Raw genomic sequence first — 15,646 nt, 5'->3', positions numbered from 1 at the left:
CGGCGGGGCTTCGGGGCGACGGGCCTAGGGGGCGACGGGGCCTGCGGCGTCGACGGGCTCGACCTGCACGCGGGGCCCGGCCTCGGCCACGACCCGGACGCGGACGCCGCGGGCGATCGGGGCGTCGCTGTACGCGAGGCGCCGCTCGAGCTCGCGGACGTCGTCGAGGCGGACCTCGCCGCCGCTCGGCGTGGTCGCCTCGGTGGTGGTGCCGGTGAAGCCGACGGGCGACCAGTGGCCGCCGCTCTCGCGTCGGGTGACCCGGCGGACGAAGAGCTGCACGAGCACGAGCGCGGCCGCCGCCACGAGCACGGCGACCACGTACGTCCAGACCGTGTCGAGACCGGCCTGGGTGGTCACGAGCCCGGCCAGCCCGAAGATCGACAGGGCGGCGCCGAGGGCGACGCCGGAGACGAGGCCGTCGCCGACGTCGAACAGGTCGAGCAGGTCGCCGACGACGATGCTGGCGAGGAGGACGACGAGCCCGACCGCCCCCACGACGATGAACGTGATCATGCGTCGAGACTGACAGGTCCGGACGCCTCGCGCATCGCCTGCGCGGCGGAGCACGGACGGACGGACGCCTCGCGACCCCGGGGGAGGAGCGACCCGCGCCCTAGCCGAAGAGGATCGCGGCCTCGTCGTAGCGGTGCTGCGGCACGGTCTTCAGGCTGTCGAGCGCCTCCTCGAACGACACGTGCACGATGTCCGTGCCGCGCAGGGCGACCATGCGCCCCCAGCGGCCCTCGACGACGGAGTCGCTGGCCGCCATGCCGAGGCGGGTCGCGAGCACGCGGTCGTAGGAGGTGGGGGTGCCGCCCCGCTGGATGTGGCCGAGGGTGGTCGCGCGCGTCTCGATGCCCGTGCGCTCCTCGATGATCGGCGCCAGCGCCTCCCCGATGCCGCCGAGGCGCGGGCGGCCGAACGCGTCGAGGCCGCGCTCGGAGTGCGCGTCGCTCTCGTGGTCGGGCACGAAGCCCTCGGCGACGACGACCAGCGGCGCGCGGCCCCGGTCGTAGGCCGACTGCACCCACGCCACGATCTGGTCCATGCTCGTGGCCTGCTCGGGGATGAGGATGGCGTGCGCGCCGGCGGCCATGCCCGAGTGCAGGGCGATCCACCCGACGTGCCGGCCCATCACCTCGGCCACCATGCAGCGGCTGTGCGAGTCGCCGGTGGTGCGCAGGCGGTCCATGGCGTCGGTCGCGATCTGCACGGCGGTGTCGAAGCCGAAGGTGTAGTCGGTGGCGCCGAGGTCGTTGTCGACGGTCTTGGGGACGCCGACGATCTTCAGGCCGGCGTCGGTCAGGCGCTTCGCGGCCGCGAGCGTGCCCTCGCCGCCGATGGCCATGATGGCGTCGATGCCGAAGCGCTCGAGGTTCTCGGTGATGCGCTCGACCCCGCCCGCGCCCTCGAAGGGGTTGGTGCGGCTCGTGCCCAGGATCGTGCCGCCCTGCTTCGCGATGCCCTGGATCTCCTTGCGGGTGAGGGGCATGACGTCGCCGTCCACGACCCCGCGCCAGCCGTCGCGGAACCCGACGAACTCCTGGCCGTGGATCTGCGTCCCCTTGAGCACCGCCCCTCGGATGACCGCGTTGAGTCCGGGGCAGTCGCCGCCGCTGGTGAGGATCCCTATCCGCATCGTGTCGCTCCGTCGCATGTCGGGCCCGGGGTCGGGCCGAGGTGCGTCCCATCATGGCGCACGGGGCTGCGTGCGCGGGTCCCTGCGCACGCGCCCGCCCCCGCGCGGCCGGCGCCGCGAGCCCGCGTACTACCCTCGGTGCATGACCGACCATCCCCCGCCGCGGCCCCCGTCGCCGTGGGCGCGGTTCGCACGGCCGGTGCCGGGCGAGCAGCGTGGGCAGTCCGTCGTGGGGCCGCCTCCGACCCTGCACCAGGAGGCGCGGGCCCGCCACGAGGCCGCCGCCGCCCCCGAGGCGGCCTGGCCTCCTGCCCCGGCGCCGGCCCCGTCGGACGAGGCGAGCCTCTGGGCACCGCAGCCGACGAGCCCGTCGGCCGGCGCCTCCTCGCCCCACGCCCCAGGCGGCCAGGGCTCGTTCTTCACGTCGTTCGACGACGACGACCTCTGGGACAGCCGGCCTCCCCGCAGCGACGACCCGGGTCGCGGCCTCGCGATCGCCTCGGTCGTCTTCGGCGTCTTCGCCGCCCCCCTCGGCCTCGTGTTCGGGCTGATCTCGGCGCGGCGGTCGCGACAGGCGGGCCACGCCCCGACCCTGGCGCTGGTGGGCATGGTCATCTCGGGCGTGGTGGTCGTGGCGACCCTCGTGTGGGGCATCTCCGCCCTCGACTACGTCACGCGGCTCTCGTCGACCTGCGCCCAGCTCGGCCCGGGCGACTACGTCGACGCGGACGGGCGCACGGTCACCTGCGGCTGACCGTGCGCCCGTCGGGGTGCGCCGGGCGCTGCCCGGCACCCTGGCTACAGCTGGACGGTGCCCGTGTCCGCGACGTTCTTCGGGTGCCCGCCGGTCAGCGCCGCCTTGGCGTACTTCAGCAGGGTCACGGCCTTCGGCTCGTTGCTGACCCAGTACTCGGCCGTGTCGACGTCGACCTCGATCAGCGCGACGGTGGGGTCGTCGCGTCCCTCGTCGAACCACGCCTCGGCGCCGGCCGTCCAGAACTCGTCGACCAGCGCGGAGTCCTTCGTCACCGACGCCTCGCCGGCGAGCGAGAGCCAGCCCTTGCCGGTCTCGACGGCGACGTTGACCTGCGAGTGGGCCTTGATGTCGTCGACCTTGGGGGAGGGGTCGCGGGTGAAGAAGTACACCCTGCCGTCGAAGTCGCGGTCGACGATCGCGAGCGGACGGCTCACGAGGCGGCCGTGGCCGCTGCGGGTGGTCAGGATGCCGATGCGCCCGGCGTCGAGCACCTCGGCGACGCGGGAGATGTCGTTGGTCTCAGTCATGCGGGAGACGCTACGCCGGGGGCCCGGGGAGGGGTCCGGTCGCCGGAGGCGCGGTGCGGGTCGCAGAGGACGACGTCGCGTCCCGCGCACGGCTCGCACACGACCAGCTGCTCGCGGCACTGCAGGTCGGAGCAGTTCTGCATCCGGCTGGTCGCCTCCCCGCAGACGGAGCAGCGGCCGACGACCGCGGCGTGGTCGCTGAACTCGACGGAGCCGCGCCGGTCGAAGACGTAGAGCGACCCCTCCCACAGGCCGTCGTCGCCGTAGCGCTCGCCGTAGCGCGCCACGCCGCCGTCGAGCTGGTAGACCCTGCCGAAGCCCCGCGACCTCATCAGCGAGCTGAGGACCTCGCAGCGCACGCCGCCCGTGCAGTACGTGACGACGGTCTCGTCCTTGAGGTGGTCCCACCGGCCGCTGTCGAGCTCGGCCACGAACTCGCGGGTCGTCGCGACGTCCGGCACCACGGCGTCGCGGAACCGGCCGATGCGCGACTCGAACTCGTTGCGGCCGTCGAGGAAGACGACGTCCTCGCGCGCGACCAGCTCGTGCAGCTCCTCGGGCGTGAGGCGCGTGCCGCCGCCCACGACGCCCGACCCGTCGACGACCAGCTCGTCGGGGGCGCCGAACGTCACGATCTCGTCGCGGACCTTCACCGAGAGCCGCGGGAAGTCGTCGACGCCGCCGTCGCTCCACTTGACGTCGAGGTCGCGGAAGGGGGCGTACTCCCGGGTCTTGCGGAGCCAGCGCTTCACGGCGGACATCTCGCCGCCGAGGGTGCCGTTCACGCCGTCCGGCGAGAGCAGCACCCGGCCCCGGAGGCCGAGCGACTCGGCCAGGTCGCGCTGCCAGAGCCGCACGGCGTCGGGGTCGGCCAGCGGCACGAACACGTAGAACAGGACGATCTTCGAGACGGACACCGCTGGATCGTAGTCGACGGGACCGGTGCGGCAGGACGAGCGCGGCGCCTCCTCGTCAGGGCATCTGTGCCCTAGTGTTGTACACGTCACACACCACACACGAGGAGGCGTCGTGCCCGTTCCGCACGAACGACAGCAGCTCATCGCCCGCCGCCTGCAGAAGGACGAGGTCCACGACAGGCTGCTCGCCGCGATCCTCTCGGGCGACCTGCCCGCCGGCGCCCGGCTGCGCGACGTGGACCTCGAGGTGTGGCTGGGGGTGTCGCGGACGCCCATCCGCTCCGCGTTGGTCCGGCTCGAGCAGATCGGCCTCGTGGAGGCGTCCCCTCAGCGCTGGACGCGCGTGGCCCGGCTCCGCCCGTCCGTCGTCCCCGAGCTCGTCGTGGTGCTCTGCGGGCTCTGGCGCGAGCTGCCTCACCCCGGGCGCGGGCTCCTCGCCCCCGGGGCGTCGCACGACGCGCGCCGTGCGCTCGAGCGCTGCGCCGCCGCCGTCGCGGCGTTCCGCGAGTCGCCGAGCCCTCGGGCCGGTGACTCCCGCGCCGTCGTCGACGCCGCGTTCGCCTGCGTGGCGCAGCTCGAGGGCGGCGAGCTGCCCGAGGTCACGGGGCAGCTCCTCCGCGACCTCGGCGCGCGGCTGCACCACCAGGCGGCCGTGCTCGGGCGGTGCCTCGACGTCGGCCCGCTGGCCGCGTGCCTCGCCGAGGTGGACGCGGCCGTGGTCGCCGGCGACCCACGCCTCCTGCGTTCCGCCATCGACGGTCTCGCACGCCGGACGGCGACGGAGCGCCCCGCCCTCGAGGTGCCGCGCCCGTCCTGGTGGCGACGGTGACGTCCTCCGCGCCGGTCCTGCTCGCCGTCGTCGACGAACGCCGGCTCCTCAGCGAGGACGCGTTCCGCGTGCTCCGCGACGCCGTGCTCGACGGCACGCTCGAGCCCGGCGAGCGTCTTCGCGACGACGAGCTCGTGGGCTGGCTGGGCGTCTCTCGCACGCCGATCCGCAGCGCCCTCGACCGCCTGTGCGGCGTCGGCCTCGTCGAGCTCTCGGCGAACCGCTACACGAGGGTGCGGCGTCTCGACGACTCGTCGTTGGGCGAGAGCGCCTCGGTGGTCGCCTCCCTGCACGGCGTCGCCGCCGCCGTGGTCCTGCCGCGGCTCGCCCCGGGGTCCCTGGACGCGATCGTCTCGGGCCTCGGCGCAGTCCGGCCCGTGGTGCGACGCGCCTCCGGTCGTCCCGTCACCGCGGCGCTGCTGTGCTGCCTGGGCGTCGCCGTCGGCGGGCTCGCGGCGAGATCGCCGGGCGAGGTCCTGACCGCGGCGCTGGACGACGCAGAGCTGCGCCTCGCGCACGGTCTGCTGTCGCGACGATGCGTCCTCGAGCTGTCCGTGTGGGACGACTTCGTGGGGTCGGCGGCCGCGGCCCTCTCGGGGCGTGACGTCCGCGCGTGGGGCGAGGTGGTCTCGAGGTTGACGAGTCAGGTGGTGGCCACGGCGCCGGGGCCCCCGGGTCGTGCGCGCTGACCGCCCGCCTCGTCGGCCACCGGCGGGGGCGCGGCCGGGAGGGCGATGATCGCGTCGTGCAGCGACGACCTGCGGAAGACGCGCTGGAGCGCGTCGGCGGTGCCCGGCCAGTCGCGGGAGCCGAGCGACCGGCTCAGGTCCGCCAGGCGGCCCGCGAGGGAGGCGCGCGACCAGTCGACGGCGAGGTGGCGGCACAGGAACGCGGCCCGGATGTCGAGGGGCTCGGCCGCGCGCCTCACGAGCGGGTTCCGGGCCAGCTCGAGGAACGCCCCGCTGGCCTCGACGAGGCCGAGGCAGGTCGGGCCGGCGTCGAGGACGGCCAGCGCCCGGTCGGCGCGCTGGGCGGCCCCCTCGGAGGCGGCGCGCGGCAGCGACCGGACGGCCTCGCCGTGCAGGACGCCGATCAGCTCGAGCGTGTCGAGCAGGTCGAGGTCGTCCGCGGTCGCGACTCGGGTGAAGCGGTTGGCCTCGATCTGGACGAGGCCCTGTGCGGACAGCCGGGCCAGGGCCTCCTTCACGGGCGTCTTGGAGACGCCGAGCCACGCGGCGAGGTCGTCCTCGAAGAGCCGCTCGCCCGGGGTCAGGGTGCCGTCGACGATGGCGTCGCGGATCGTCTCGAACGTGAGGTCGCGCAGCAGACGTCGAGGATGGCGGGTGGCGTAGGCCGGCACAGGCATGTTCCTCCAATGTGGAGTACGCAAAATATCACACGGGCGTGCGCCGCCACCAGGGCTGACGGAGGCGCGGGTTAGCATCGCCGGGTGGTCCTGGTCCCCGAGGCGTCCGTCGGCGCCGCCCCCCTCCGACCGGTCGAGACGGTCTACCGACCGGCCGACCCCGTCGACGTCCGGGCGACCCTGCGGACGCTGGCGAGGGGAGCGGGCGACCCTGCCTGGCGCGTCGAGGGCGAGCGCGTGTGGCGTGCCGTCCGGACGCCCTCCGGCCCCGGCACGCTGTGCCTCGCGGGCGGACGGTCCGAGGTGCGCGCGACGGCGTGGGGCCCGGGTGCCGAGTGGCTGATCGAGGGCGTTCCCGAGCTGCTCGGCCACGGCGACGACTGGGGCGGCCTCGACGTCTCCGGCAACGCTTTCCTCCGTGAGGCCCTCCGGCGGTCGCCCGGGCTGCGGCTCACCCGCGGCCGCCAGGTGGTGCAGGTGCTCGTGCCGGCCGTCCTCGAGCAGAAGGTGACGAGCACCGAGGCGTGGCGCGCCTGGCGCCAGCTCGTCCGGGCGCACGGCGACCCTGCCCCGGGGCCGGCCCCCGAGGGGATGGTCGTGCCGCCGTCGGCCGAGACGTGGCGTCGTGTGCCGAGCTGGGAGTGGCACCGGGCGGGGGTGGGGCCGCAGCGGTCCGCGACCGTCATGCGGGTCTGTGCCGTCGCCTCCTCGCTGGAGCGGGTGGTCGACCTGGGCCGAGGCGGGCCCGAGGCCGAGGCCCGGCTGCGCTCGGTGCCGGGCGTCGGCGTGTGGACCTCGGCCGAGACCACGCAGCGCGCGCTGGGCGACGCCGACTCGCCGAGCGTCGGCGACTACCACCTCCCCGCCCTCGTGGGGTGGGCGCTGATCGGCCGGCCCGTCGACGACGACGGCATGCTCGAGCTGCTCGAGCCGTGGCGCGGGCACCGCGAGCGGGTCGTCCGCCTCATCGGGGCCAGCGGCTTCGCGAAGCCGAGGTTCGGGCCCCGCATGACGATCCAGGACCACCGCCGGCACTGAGCCGCCCGGCAGGCGAGGTCGGGCCCGGGTGCGGACTAGGAGGCGCGGGCCACGACGCCGGGGTCGTCCCCCGACGCGGCGTGGTCGGGCGAGGCGGCGTGGTCGGGCGACGCGTCGTCGCCGATGGCCTCGAGCACGCGCCGTGAGAACGACTCGAGGGTCGCGGCGTCGTCGTCCAGCGCCCCGACGAAGTAGCGCCGGATCGCGGCGGTGTGCCCCCGGGTCGCCGCGAGCATCGCCCGGCGCCCGTCGGCGGTGAGCTCGACCCAGGTGCCCCGGGCGTCGGACGCGCAGTCGGTGCGGCGGACCAGGCCGCGCTTCTCCATGCGCGTGACCTGGTGGCTGACCCTGCTCTTCTCCCAGCCGATCTGCTCGGCGATGTCGCGCACCCGCAGCCGTCGGTCGTCGCTGCGGCCGAGGCCCACCAGGATCTCGTACTCGGGCGCCGAGACGCCGGAGTCGTCGTGCAGCCGCAGCTCGAGGGCACGGTCGAGCCGCCGGCGCATCGAGTAGAAGGCGTCCCAGACGGCCCACTCGTCGTCGGAGAGTCGCTCGGCCATTCGCCCAGTGTAGGGACGGGGGTCCGGCCTATCCTCGACCCATGTCCGATGTGCGCGCCGCCGATCTCACCTCCCAGGTCGTCGACACGGTGCGTCGGTGGCTGGTCGTCGCGTCCTCGGTCCCCGGCGACGCCGCGGCCGAGCGCTTCGCGGCGCTGCTCCGCGACCCCGACGGGCTCGCCTTCGCCGTGGCCTTCGCGGACCGCGTGGTGCGTCCTGAGGACCCTGCGGTGGCCGCACGGCAGCTCGACCGCCTGAGCCGGGACATGCCCGCGTCGCTGCCGTGGCAGCTCAAGGCCGCCGTCGCCGCGGGCGGCGGGTTCGGCCCGCTGGCGCCGCGCACCGTCGTGCCCGTCGCGCGGAGGGCCCTCCGTCGGCTCGTGCAGCACCTCGTCGTCGAGGCGGCCCCCGACAAGCTCGGCCCGGCCCTCGCGGCCGCGGCCGACGGCGCTCGCCTCGACCTCGCCCTGCTCGGCGAGCCCGTGCTCGGCGAGGCTGCCGCGCGCCGCAGGGTCGAGGCGACTCGTGCCCTGCTCGAGCGGGACGACGTGCGCCACGTCTCCGTGCCCGTCGCCTCCGCGGTCGGGACGGGCGCGGCCTGGGGCGCCGACGAGCGCGCCGCCGCCGCGGTCGAGGCGCTCACCCCGCTGTACGAGCTGGCGCTCGCGTCCGACCCGCCCAAGACGATCGACCTCGAGGTCGGCGAGCACCGGCACCTCGACCTCGCCATCGACGTCTTCACCCGGCTCCTCGACCAGCCGCAGCTGGCCGACCTCGAGGCCGGGATCGAGATCCAGGCCGACGTGCCCGACGCCCTGGCGTCCCTGCGGCTGCTGACCGACTGGGCTCGCGGGCGCGTCGCCCGCGGCGGATCGCCCATCCGCGTCCGGCTGACCGTCGGCGGCGTCGCGCTCGAGGCCGTCGACGCCGCGCTGCACGACTGGCCGGTCGCGACCCACACGTCGAGGGCCGAGGCCGACGCGGCGCTCCTCCGGGTGCTCGACCACGCCCTCCGTCCGGTGTCGGCCGAGTTCGCCCACCTCGGGCTCGTCACCGACGACCCCTTCGTCGTGGCCCACGCCTGGACGCTGGCGAAGCGGCGCGAGGTGACGCAGCACCTCACGATCGAGATGCCCCTCGGCACGTCGCGGGGGCTCCTCCGGGCGGTGCGGGCCGAGGTCGGCGACCTGGTCGTGCGGGCCCCGATCGTGCAGCACGGCGACCTCGAGGCCGCGGCCGACCACGTCGTCCGGCGCCTCGCCGAGGTCGCCGCACCGGGCTCGCCCCTCGCCGCGACGGCCGACCTCGCCCCCCAGGGGGCGGCCTTCGACCGTGAGGCCGTGCGCTACCGCGAGGCGGCCGCCACGGCGGAGGCCGCGGACGAGGGCGACGTGCCGCCCCCCGCCCGTCGTCAGGACCGCTCCCGCCCCCACCTCGCCGAGGCCGACCTCGACCTCGACGGCTCGTCCTCGTTCCGGAACGAGCCCGACACCGATCCCGGGCTCGAGGGCAACCGTGCGTGGGCACGGCGCGTGCTCGCCGCCTCCCGGCGGTCGGAGGCCGGTCTCGACGCGATCGAGGCCGCCCAGGTCGACGGCGACGACGGCGCGGCCCTCGTCGACGAGCTCGTGACCGACGCCGCCCAGGCCGGTGCGGCCTGGGGCCGGGAAGACCCGGCGACGCGCGCCGAGCTGCTCGAGCTCGCGGCCGACGGCGTCGCACGTCAGCGTGCCGCCCTGATCGAGGTGCTCGTCAGCGAGACCGGCTCCGTGCTCGACGGCGCCGACCCCGAGGTCAGCGCCGCGGTCGACTCGGCGCGGCACCACGCAGGCCTCGCCCGCGGCGAGGCAGGCCTCCTCGGCGCCCGGCACGCGCCTCCTCGACTGACGGTCGTCGTCCCCTCGTGGCGTGCGCCCCTCGTCTCCGCGGCGGAGCCCGTCCTCGCCGCGCTCGCCGCGGGCAGCGCGGTCGTGCTCTGCCCGGTCCGGGAGTCGCGCCGCACCGCGGCCGTCCTGGCCGAGGTGCTCTGGGGCGCGGGGGTGCCGCGATCGCTGCTCGTCCTCGTCGACCTCGAGCTCGACTCCGAGGCGGGTCGCCGCCTCGTGGGCCACCCTGCCGTCGACTGGGTGCGGCTGACGGGCTCGCTCGACCAGGCACGTCAGCTGCGGTCGTGGCGACCGGACCTCGACCTGGTCGCCGAGGTGGCCGTGGCCGCCGTCGCGGTCGTGACCCCGAGCGCGGACGCCGACCTCGCGGCGGCCGACCTCGTGGCCGGCGCCTTCCGCTTCGCCGGCCAGGCCCCGTCGGCGTCGCGCACCGCGCTGCTCGTCGGCTCGGTCGCCCACGCCGAGCGGTTCCGTCGCCAGCTCGCCGACGCGGCGACGAGCCTGCGGACCGGCTGGCCGGACGACGCGACGACGCAGGTCGGCCCCCTGATCGACCCGGCCGAGGGCGCCGTGCTCGAGGCGCTCACGGTCCTGGCGCCCGGCGAGAGCTGGCTCGTCGAGCCCCGGCAGCTCGACGACGACGGCGGCCTGTGGTCGCCCGGCGTCAAGGTCGGCGTGACGCCCGAGGGGGCAGCCCGCACCGCTGCCGCCGCCGCGCCGGTGCTCTGCCTGGTCGAGGTGGACGACCTCGACGCCGCGATCGAGCTGCAGCAGAGCCTGAGCGCCGGTGGCTCGGCCGCCCTCCACAGCCTCGACGTCGACGAGGTCGACACGTGGCTCCGGCGCGTGCGGGCGGGCACGCTCGTGGTCGGGCGACCCACGTCGCCGATGGTCGTGCGTCGTCGACCGGCCGCCTCGTGGGGGCGCTCCGTCGTGGGCCCCGCGGTCGCGCCGGGCGGTCCCGACGGCCTGCTCGCGCAGGGCTCGTGGTGGCGGCTGTCGCGTGAGCCCCACCCGTCGCTGCGCCTCACCGGTGTCCCCGACGTGGTCGTGCCCGTGATCGAGGCGGCCCGGTCGTCCCTGTCGTTCGAGCAGTTCGACCGCGTCCGGTCGGGCGCGGTGAGCGACGAGCGCGCCTGGCAGGCCCACGTCGGTGTGGCGCACGACGACTCCGACCTGCGGGTCGAGCGCAACGTGACACGCTACCGGCCGCGGCCCGTGCTCCTGCGCCTGTCGTCCGACGCCGACCTGTCCGACCTCGTGCGCCTCCTCGTCGCCGCGGCCCGGGTGCGCGCGCCCGTGACGGTCAGCTCGGCCGTGCCCGTGCCGGCCTCGCTGGTCCAGCTGCTGCACTCGCCGGCGTCGCCGATGCGGGTCGGCGCCGTCGTGGTCGAGGGCGACCGGGCCTTCCTGGCCCGCGCCTCCGCCGGTCTGCTCCAGGCGCGGGAGGCGACCCACGAGCTGGACGACCTCAGCCTGCTCGCCCGAGCGACCGGGTCGCGCGACCCGGCCGCCGAGGTCGAGGGCGACGGCGACGGCGACGTCCCCCCGCCCGACGACGTCGCGGTCGCCGCGTACCGCGACCTGCACGTGCGGCTGATCGGGGGCGACCCCCGGGCGCTGGCCCGCGCGGTCGGCGGCAGCGTCGACGTCGTGGTGCACGGCGGCGACGTCACCGACGAGGGCCGGGTCGAGCTGCTGACGTTCGTGCGCGAGCAGAGCGTGACCGTCACGGCCCACCGGTCGGGGCTCGTCGACCCCGAGCTGCGCGACCTGAGGATCTGAGCGGCCTGGGCCCGGGGGCGGTGGGCCAGGTCGCGGGGCCTCAGGCGGTGCGGCGGCTGATCAGCTTCGACAGCACGATGGCGCTGCGGGTGTGGTCGACGTTCGGGGCGTTGCGCACCCGCTCGAGAGCCTCCTCGAGGGAGGGGATGTCGCGGCTGCGCATGTGCACGATCGCGTCGGCGCTGCCCGTGACGGTGCCGGCGTCGACGACCTCGGGCACCGTGCTGAGGATGCGCTGCAGCTCGGCGGGCGAGACCGTGCCGCGGCAGAACAGCTCGACGAACGCCTCGGTGCCGAGGCCCTCGACGGCCGGGTCGACCTGGACGGTGAACCCCTTGATGACGCCGTCCGCCACCAGGCGGTCGACGCGGCGCTTGACGGCCGAGGCGCTGAGGCCCACCGACGACCCGATGTCGCCGTAGCCCGCGCGGGCGTTCTGCCTCAGCAGGTCGATGATGCCGTAGTCGAGATTGTCCACATCGGGCACTGTACGCTATTTTCTTGCGCGCAGGGTGGTCCAGGCGCACGATCATTGCGTGGAGAGCAGCCAACGTGCGCGTTGTCGGTGTGACACTGAACTCCGTGAGCATCGCCGCCGAGACCGTCCAGCCCTCTCCCGAGGCCCCGCAGCCGCCGACCAGACGCGCGTCGCACCGCAGCGTGCTGATGTGCCGGCCCGAGCACTTCACCGTCAGCTACCGCATCAACCCGTGGATGGACCCGCAGGTGCCGACCGACACCTTACGCGCCGTCGAGCAGTGGCAGACACTCTACGAGACCTACCTCGGGCTCGGCTTCGACGTGCAGCTGATCGACCCGCTGCCGGGCCTGCCCGACATGGTCTACTCGGCCAACGGCGGCTTCGTGCTCGACGGCAAGGCCTACGGGGCGAGCTTCACCTACCCCGAGCGCCAGCCCGAGGGGCCGGCTTACATGGAGTGGTTCGCCGCGGCCGGCTTCGAGGTGGTCGTGCCCGAGGAGGTCAACGAGGGCGAGGGCGACTTCCTCCTCGTCGGCGACGTCGTCCTCGCCGGCACCGGGTTCCGCAGCGCGTCCGACTCGCACGCCGAGGTCGCCCGGGTCTTCGGCCGTGAGGTCGTCGGCCTCACCCTGGTCGACCCGAGCTTCTACCACCTCGACACGGCGATCGCCGTGCTCGACCCCGAGCCCGTCGACGGCGTCCACAACATCGCCTACCTCGAGAGCGCCTTCGACGAGCCGTCGCTCACGGTGCTGCGCGAACGGTTCCCGGACGCCGTGCTCGTCGGCCAGGAGGACGCCTCCATCCTCGGGCTCAACTCGTACAGCGACGGCTGCAACGTCGTGATCGCCGCGGCCGCCACCGGCTTCGAGCGCCAGCTGCGCGAGCGCGGCTACAACCCGATCGGCGTCGACCTGTCCGAGCTGCTGCTCGGCGGGGGCGGCGTGAAGTGCTGCACCCTGGAGCTGCGACGATGACGACCGACACGACCCGCACCTCCTCGTCCACCGCCGCGGCGATCGCCGTCGAGGACGCCTCGCTGGCGCACAACTACCACCCGCTGCCCGTCGTCGTGTCGACGGCCGAGGGCGCCTGGGTGACCGACGTCGAGGGGCGCCGGTACCTCGACTGCCTGGCGGCGTACTCCGCCGTCAACTTCGGCCACGGCCACCCGACGCTCGTCGCGGCGGCGCGGGAGCAGCTCGACCGCGTCACCCTGACGAGCCGGGCGTTCCACAACGACCAGCTCGGCCCCTTCGCCGCCGAGCTCGCCGCCCTGCTCAGCAAGCAGATGGTGCTCCCGATGAACACGGGCGCCGAGGCCGTCGAGTCGGGCATCAAGGTCGCCCGTGCGTGGGGCTACCGGGTCAAGGGCGTCCGGCCCGGGGCCGCGAAGATCGTCGTCGCCGCGGGCAACTTCCACGGGCGCACGACGACCATCATCAGCTTCTCCGACGACGAGGAGGCGCGGGCCGACTTCGGTCCCTACACCCCCGGTTTCGTGACGGTGCCCTACGGCGACTCCGCCGCGCTCGAGGCCGCGATCGACGACGACACCGTCGCCGTGCTGATCGAGCCGATCCAGGGAGAGGCCGGCGTCGTCGTGCCGCCCGCGTCGTACCTGCCCGAGGTGCGCCGGATCACCCGGGAGCGCAACGTGCTCTTCGTCGCCGACGAGATCCAGTCGGGGCTCGGGCGCACCGGCGCCACCGTCAGCTGCGACCTCGTCGACGTCGTGCCCGACCTGTACCTGCTGGGCAAGGCCCTCGGCGGCGGGATCGTCCCCGTCAGCGCCGTGGTCGGCGACCGTGACGTCCTCGGGGTGCTGCGGCCCGGCGAGCACGGCTCGACCTTCGGCGGCAACCCGCTCGCCGCGGCGGTCGGCCTCGCCGTGGTGCGGATGCTCGCGACCGGCGAGTGGCAGGAGCGCGCGACGCGACTCGGCACGCGCCTCCGCGACGGCCTCGAGGCCCTGGTCGGCTCGGGCGTCGTGACCGTGCGCGGGGCCGGCCTGTGGATGGGGATCGACATCGACCCGGCCGTCGGCACCGGCCGCGAGGTCTGCGAGGAGCTGATGCGCCGCGGGGTCCTCGCCAAGGACACGCACGGCTCGACCATCCGGCTCGCGCCGCCGATCGTGATCACCGAGGAGGAGGTCGACGAGCTCGTGTCGACCCTCGGCTCGGTGCTGCGCGACCTGCGCCGGGGCTGAGCGCGCGCCTCAGCCGCGGCCGGTCGGCGTGACGAAGAGGTAGACGACGCTGCGCGCCGTGCGGTGCTCCTGGGCGTTCGTGAAGCCGAGACCGCCGAGCGTGCGCCGGTCGGCGTCGTCGAGCGCGTCGGTCTGCAGCCGGGCGATCCAGAGCCGGTCGACGCCGTCGAGGCGCTCGCGGAGCACGACGGCGTCGTCGGCGTCCTCCAGGTCGAGCGTGACGTCGGTGAAGCGCCCCTCAGGGATGCCGCTGCGGACGAAGGCCAGGTCGTCGAGCTCGTCGAAGCGCTGGGGGTAGGCGTAGAGGGCCTGACGCGGCCTCGTCGAGACCGTCCCGGTGGCGTCGAGCAGGAACGCGTCGCCCGGTCGGGCCTGGCTCTCGATGTACGTCGAGAGCTGCGCGAGGTCCGCACCGCCGCCCTTGGCCGCCGGCAGCCGCTGAGCGACCCAGGTCGGAGCGGAGGCCACGACGAGCAGCGCGATGAGGGCGATGCTGATCCGCCGACGCCGGAACCCGGTGATCGCGACGGCGAGCAGCAGGGCCATGCCGGGTGACGACCACGTCACGATCCGTGCCTGGTACACGGGCGAGAGCACGACGCCGAGGACGAGCAGGAGGCCCGCGGGGATCGCGGCCCAGAGCGCCCCGAGCAGCACGACGCTGCCGGGGGTGCGCGACCTGTCCCGCAGGCGCGTGCCGAGCAGGATCAGCAGCACGACGGCGATGGCGGCCCACGTCACCGACGTCGCGAACCACGGCTCGACGAGCACGCTGTACCAGGTGATGTCGGAGCCCGTCGACGGGTCGTCGGCCGTCAGCAGCCTGGTCCGCTCGGAGAGCACGGTGCCGATCACCGGCGCCGAGGCGAGCAGGGCCGACCCGGTCGAGATCGACCAGCCGAGGAGGCGGTGGCGGGCTCCCCGACGCCGGCGCTGGGCCGGTGCGAGGACGAGGAACACCCCGTGCACGACGACGATCAGCCCGAGCGGGACGAAGGTGACGATCGCGCCGGCGAGGGCGGCCCCGTAGCCGATCCACCACCTCCTCTGGTGCCGGCGGGAGGCGACGAGCACCAGCACGGTGAGCCAGACGGCCACGGCCGCGGTGAGCGCGTACGGGCGTGCCTCGGTCGCCTCGAGCGTGAGGCGAGGCAGCACCGCTGAGATGCCGGCGGCGAGCAGTGCCGTGCGGCGGTCGGTGAGCATGCGCGTGAGCACGAGCACGCCGGCCGCGACGACGCCGACCGCGACCGCGCTCGGCAGCCGGGTGACGAGCGTGCTCTCGCCGAGCAGGCCCGTCCAGAAGTGCATGAAGACGTAGTAGGCGCCGTGCACGAGGTCGCGCTGGTCGAGGAACGCGAGCAGGGCAGGCAGGGGGAGGCGCGCGGCCTGGAGGGTGGTCGCCTCGTCGCTCCAGTAGGAGGGGACCCAGGCGGCGGCGAACCCGACGACCAGCGCCGCGACGCCGGCGAGCAGCGGGTCGAGCCAGCGGCTGCGCGAGGGGACGACGGCCGGGTCGTGGCCGATGCTCACGCGGCTCCTGCCGAGGCCGAGCCGAGGGGCGACGCCGGACGGGTCAGCGACGCCGGATCGATCGGCGACGCCGGGCCCTCAGGCGACACGGGTCCTGCCTGTGCGCGGCCCTC

General features: G+C 75.1%; 15 protein-coding genes. 7 read left to right on the top strand and 8 right to left on the bottom strand.

The annotated features are described in order from the left end of the window. Positions 1–24: 24 nt before the first annotated feature. Together ITJ48_RS14150 and ITJ48_RS14145 are read right to left on the bottom strand one after the other, a co-directional pair. Entirely contained in the window at positions 25–516 is a 492-nt protein-coding gene (locus tag ITJ48_RS14150) for an NfeD family protein (protein ID WP_194614135.1), read from the bottom strand. A gap of 100 nt (positions 517–616) precedes the next feature. Continuing rightward, positions 617–1,642, bottom strand: coding sequence for a 6-phosphofructokinase (locus tag ITJ48_RS14145; protein WP_123548256.1), 1,026 nt, complete (start codon positions 1,640–1,642; stop codon positions 617–619). A gap of 142 nt (positions 1,643–1,784) precedes the next feature. On the opposite strand from ITJ48_RS14145, the gene ITJ48_RS14140 reads away from it, so the two are divergent. Then, positions 1,785–2,396, top strand: coding sequence for a DUF4190 domain-containing protein (locus ITJ48_RS14140; protein WP_194614134.1), 612 nt, complete (start codon positions 1,785–1,787; stop codon positions 2,394–2,396). Between the two features lie 44 nt (positions 2,397–2,440). On the opposite strand, the gene ITJ48_RS14135 is transcribed toward ITJ48_RS14140, so the two are convergent. Both ITJ48_RS14135 and ITJ48_RS14130 read right to left on the bottom strand, forming a co-directional pair. Then, complete coding sequence (locus ITJ48_RS14135) at positions 2,441–2,926, bottom strand: pyridoxamine 5'-phosphate oxidase family protein (protein WP_194614133.1); 486 nt, start codon at positions 2,924–2,926, stop codon at positions 2,441–2,443. Continuing rightward, a complete protein-coding gene (locus tag ITJ48_RS14130) occupies positions 2,923–3,843 on the bottom strand; it encodes a rhodanese-related sulfurtransferase (protein ID WP_194614132.1) in 921 nt (306 codons plus the stop codon). Before ITJ48_RS14130 ends, ITJ48_RS14135 begins: the two co-directional genes overlap by 4 nt. Positions 3,844–3,955: 112 nt before the next feature. Here ITJ48_RS14130 and ITJ48_RS14125 point away from each other — a divergent pair, with 112 nt between their 5' ends. After that, positions 3,956–4,672, top strand: a complete 717-nt coding sequence (locus ITJ48_RS14125) for a GntR family transcriptional regulator (RefSeq protein ID WP_194614131.1) — start codon at positions 3,956–3,958, stop codon at positions 4,670–4,672. Then, the gene (locus ITJ48_RS14120) at positions 4,669–5,361 is read left to right on the top strand and encodes a GntR family transcriptional regulator (protein WP_370544938.1); all 693 of its coding nucleotides are present in this window, start codon (positions 4,669–4,671) and stop codon (positions 5,359–5,361) included. The genes ITJ48_RS14125 and ITJ48_RS14120 overlap by 4 nt, the downstream gene beginning before the upstream one ends. Here ITJ48_RS14120 and ITJ48_RS16325 read toward each other — a convergent pair. After that, the gene (locus ITJ48_RS16325) at positions 5,316–6,038 is read right to left on the bottom strand and encodes a GntR family transcriptional regulator (protein ID WP_228506915.1); all 723 of its coding nucleotides are present in this window, start codon (positions 6,036–6,038) and stop codon (positions 5,316–5,318) included. The two genes, ITJ48_RS14120 and ITJ48_RS16325, sit on opposite strands and share 46 nt — an antisense overlap. 84 nt (positions 6,039–6,122) lie before the next feature. Between ITJ48_RS16325 and ITJ48_RS14110 the strand changes: the two genes are divergently transcribed. Further along, complete coding sequence (locus ITJ48_RS14110) at positions 6,123–7,076, top strand: DNA-3-methyladenine glycosylase (RefSeq protein ID WP_370544937.1); 954 nt, start codon at positions 6,123–6,125, stop codon at positions 7,074–7,076. A 35-nt stretch (positions 7,077–7,111) separates the two neighbouring features. On the opposite strand, the gene ITJ48_RS14105 is transcribed toward ITJ48_RS14110, so the two are convergent. After that, positions 7,112–7,636 carry a MarR family winged helix-turn-helix transcriptional regulator gene (locus ITJ48_RS14105; RefSeq protein WP_194614130.1) on the bottom strand — a complete coding sequence of 175 codons (525 nt, stop codon included), beginning with the start codon at positions 7,634–7,636 and terminating at the stop codon, positions 7,112–7,114. Between the two features lie 41 nt (positions 7,637–7,677). On the opposite strand from ITJ48_RS14105, the gene ITJ48_RS14100 reads away from it, so the two are divergent. Next, on the top strand, positions 7,678–11,307 hold the full coding sequence (locus tag ITJ48_RS14100; protein ID WP_194614129.1) for a proline dehydrogenase family protein: 3,630 nt from the start codon (positions 7,678–7,680) through the stop codon (positions 11,305–11,307). Between the two features lie 40 nt (positions 11,308–11,347). Here the strand turns inward: ITJ48_RS14100 and ITJ48_RS14095 are convergent, their stop codons facing one another. Then, positions 11,348–11,785 carry an Lrp/AsnC family transcriptional regulator gene (locus tag ITJ48_RS14095; RefSeq protein ID WP_123547455.1) on the bottom strand — a complete coding sequence of 146 codons (438 nt, stop codon included), beginning with the start codon at positions 11,783–11,785 and terminating at the stop codon, positions 11,348–11,350. Positions 11,786–11,973: 188 nt separating this feature from the next. On the opposite strand from ITJ48_RS14095, the gene ddaH reads away from it, so the two are divergent. Both ddaH and rocD read left to right on the top strand, forming a co-directional pair. Further along, positions 11,974–12,765 carry a dimethylargininase gene (ddaH, locus tag ITJ48_RS14090; RefSeq protein ID WP_194614505.1) on the top strand — a complete coding sequence of 264 codons (792 nt, stop codon included), beginning with the start codon at positions 11,974–11,976 and terminating at the stop codon, positions 12,763–12,765. Then, complete coding sequence (rocD, locus tag ITJ48_RS14085) at positions 12,762–14,000, top strand: ornithine--oxo-acid transaminase (protein ID WP_194614128.1); 1,239 nt, start codon at positions 12,762–12,764, stop codon at positions 13,998–14,000. The genes ddaH and rocD overlap by 4 nt, the downstream gene beginning before the upstream one ends. Positions 14,001–14,009: 9 nt before the next feature. On the opposite strand, the gene ITJ48_RS14080 is transcribed toward rocD, so the two are convergent. After that, a complete protein-coding gene (locus ITJ48_RS14080; protein ID WP_194614127.1) occupies positions 14,010–15,533 on the bottom strand; it encodes a glycosyltransferase family 39 protein in 1,524 nt (507 codons plus the stop codon). Between the last annotated feature and the right edge of the window lie 113 nt (positions 15,534–15,646).

The sequence above is a fragment of the Frigoribacterium sp. VKM Ac-2530 genome (assembly GCF_015350835.1).
In the GTDB taxonomy this organism is placed as follows: domain Bacteria; phylum Actinomycetota; class Actinomycetes; order Actinomycetales; family Microbacteriaceae; genus Frigoribacterium.
Note: the sequence above shows the minus strand (reverse complement) of the source record. Positions and strands in the feature narration are given on the sequence as shown.

Coding starts and splice junctions, on each gene's coding strand:
- ITJ48_RS14150 (WP_194614135.1), bottom strand. CDS start 516: ATGATCACGTTCATCGTCGTGGGGGCGGTCGGGCTCGTCGTCCTCCTC.
- ITJ48_RS14145 (WP_123548256.1), bottom strand. CDS start 1,642: ATGCGGATAGGGATCCTCACCAGCGGCGGCGACTGCCCCGGACTCAAC.
- ITJ48_RS14140 (WP_194614134.1), top strand. CDS start 1,785: ATGACCGACCATCCCCCGCCGCGGCCCCCGTCGCCGTGGGCGCGGTTC.
- ITJ48_RS14135 (WP_194614133.1), bottom strand. CDS start 2,926: ATGACTGAGACCAACGACATCTCCCGCGTCGCCGAGGTGCTCGACGCC.
- ITJ48_RS16325 (WP_228506915.1), bottom strand. CDS start 6,038: ATGCCTGTGCCGGCCTACGCCACCCGCCATCCTCGACGTCTGCTGCGC.
- ITJ48_RS14105 (WP_194614130.1), bottom strand. CDS start 7,636: ATGGCCGAGCGACTCTCCGACGACGAGTGGGCCGTCTGGGACGCCTTC.
- ITJ48_RS14100 (WP_194614129.1), top strand. CDS start 7,678: ATGTCCGATGTGCGCGCCGCCGATCTCACCTCCCAGGTCGTCGACACG.
- ddaH (WP_194614505.1), top strand. CDS start 11,974: ATGTGCCGGCCCGAGCACTTCACCGTCAGCTACCGCATCAACCCGTGG.
- rocD (WP_194614128.1), top strand. CDS start 12,762: ATGACGACCGACACGACCCGCACCTCCTCGTCCACCGCCGCGGCGATC.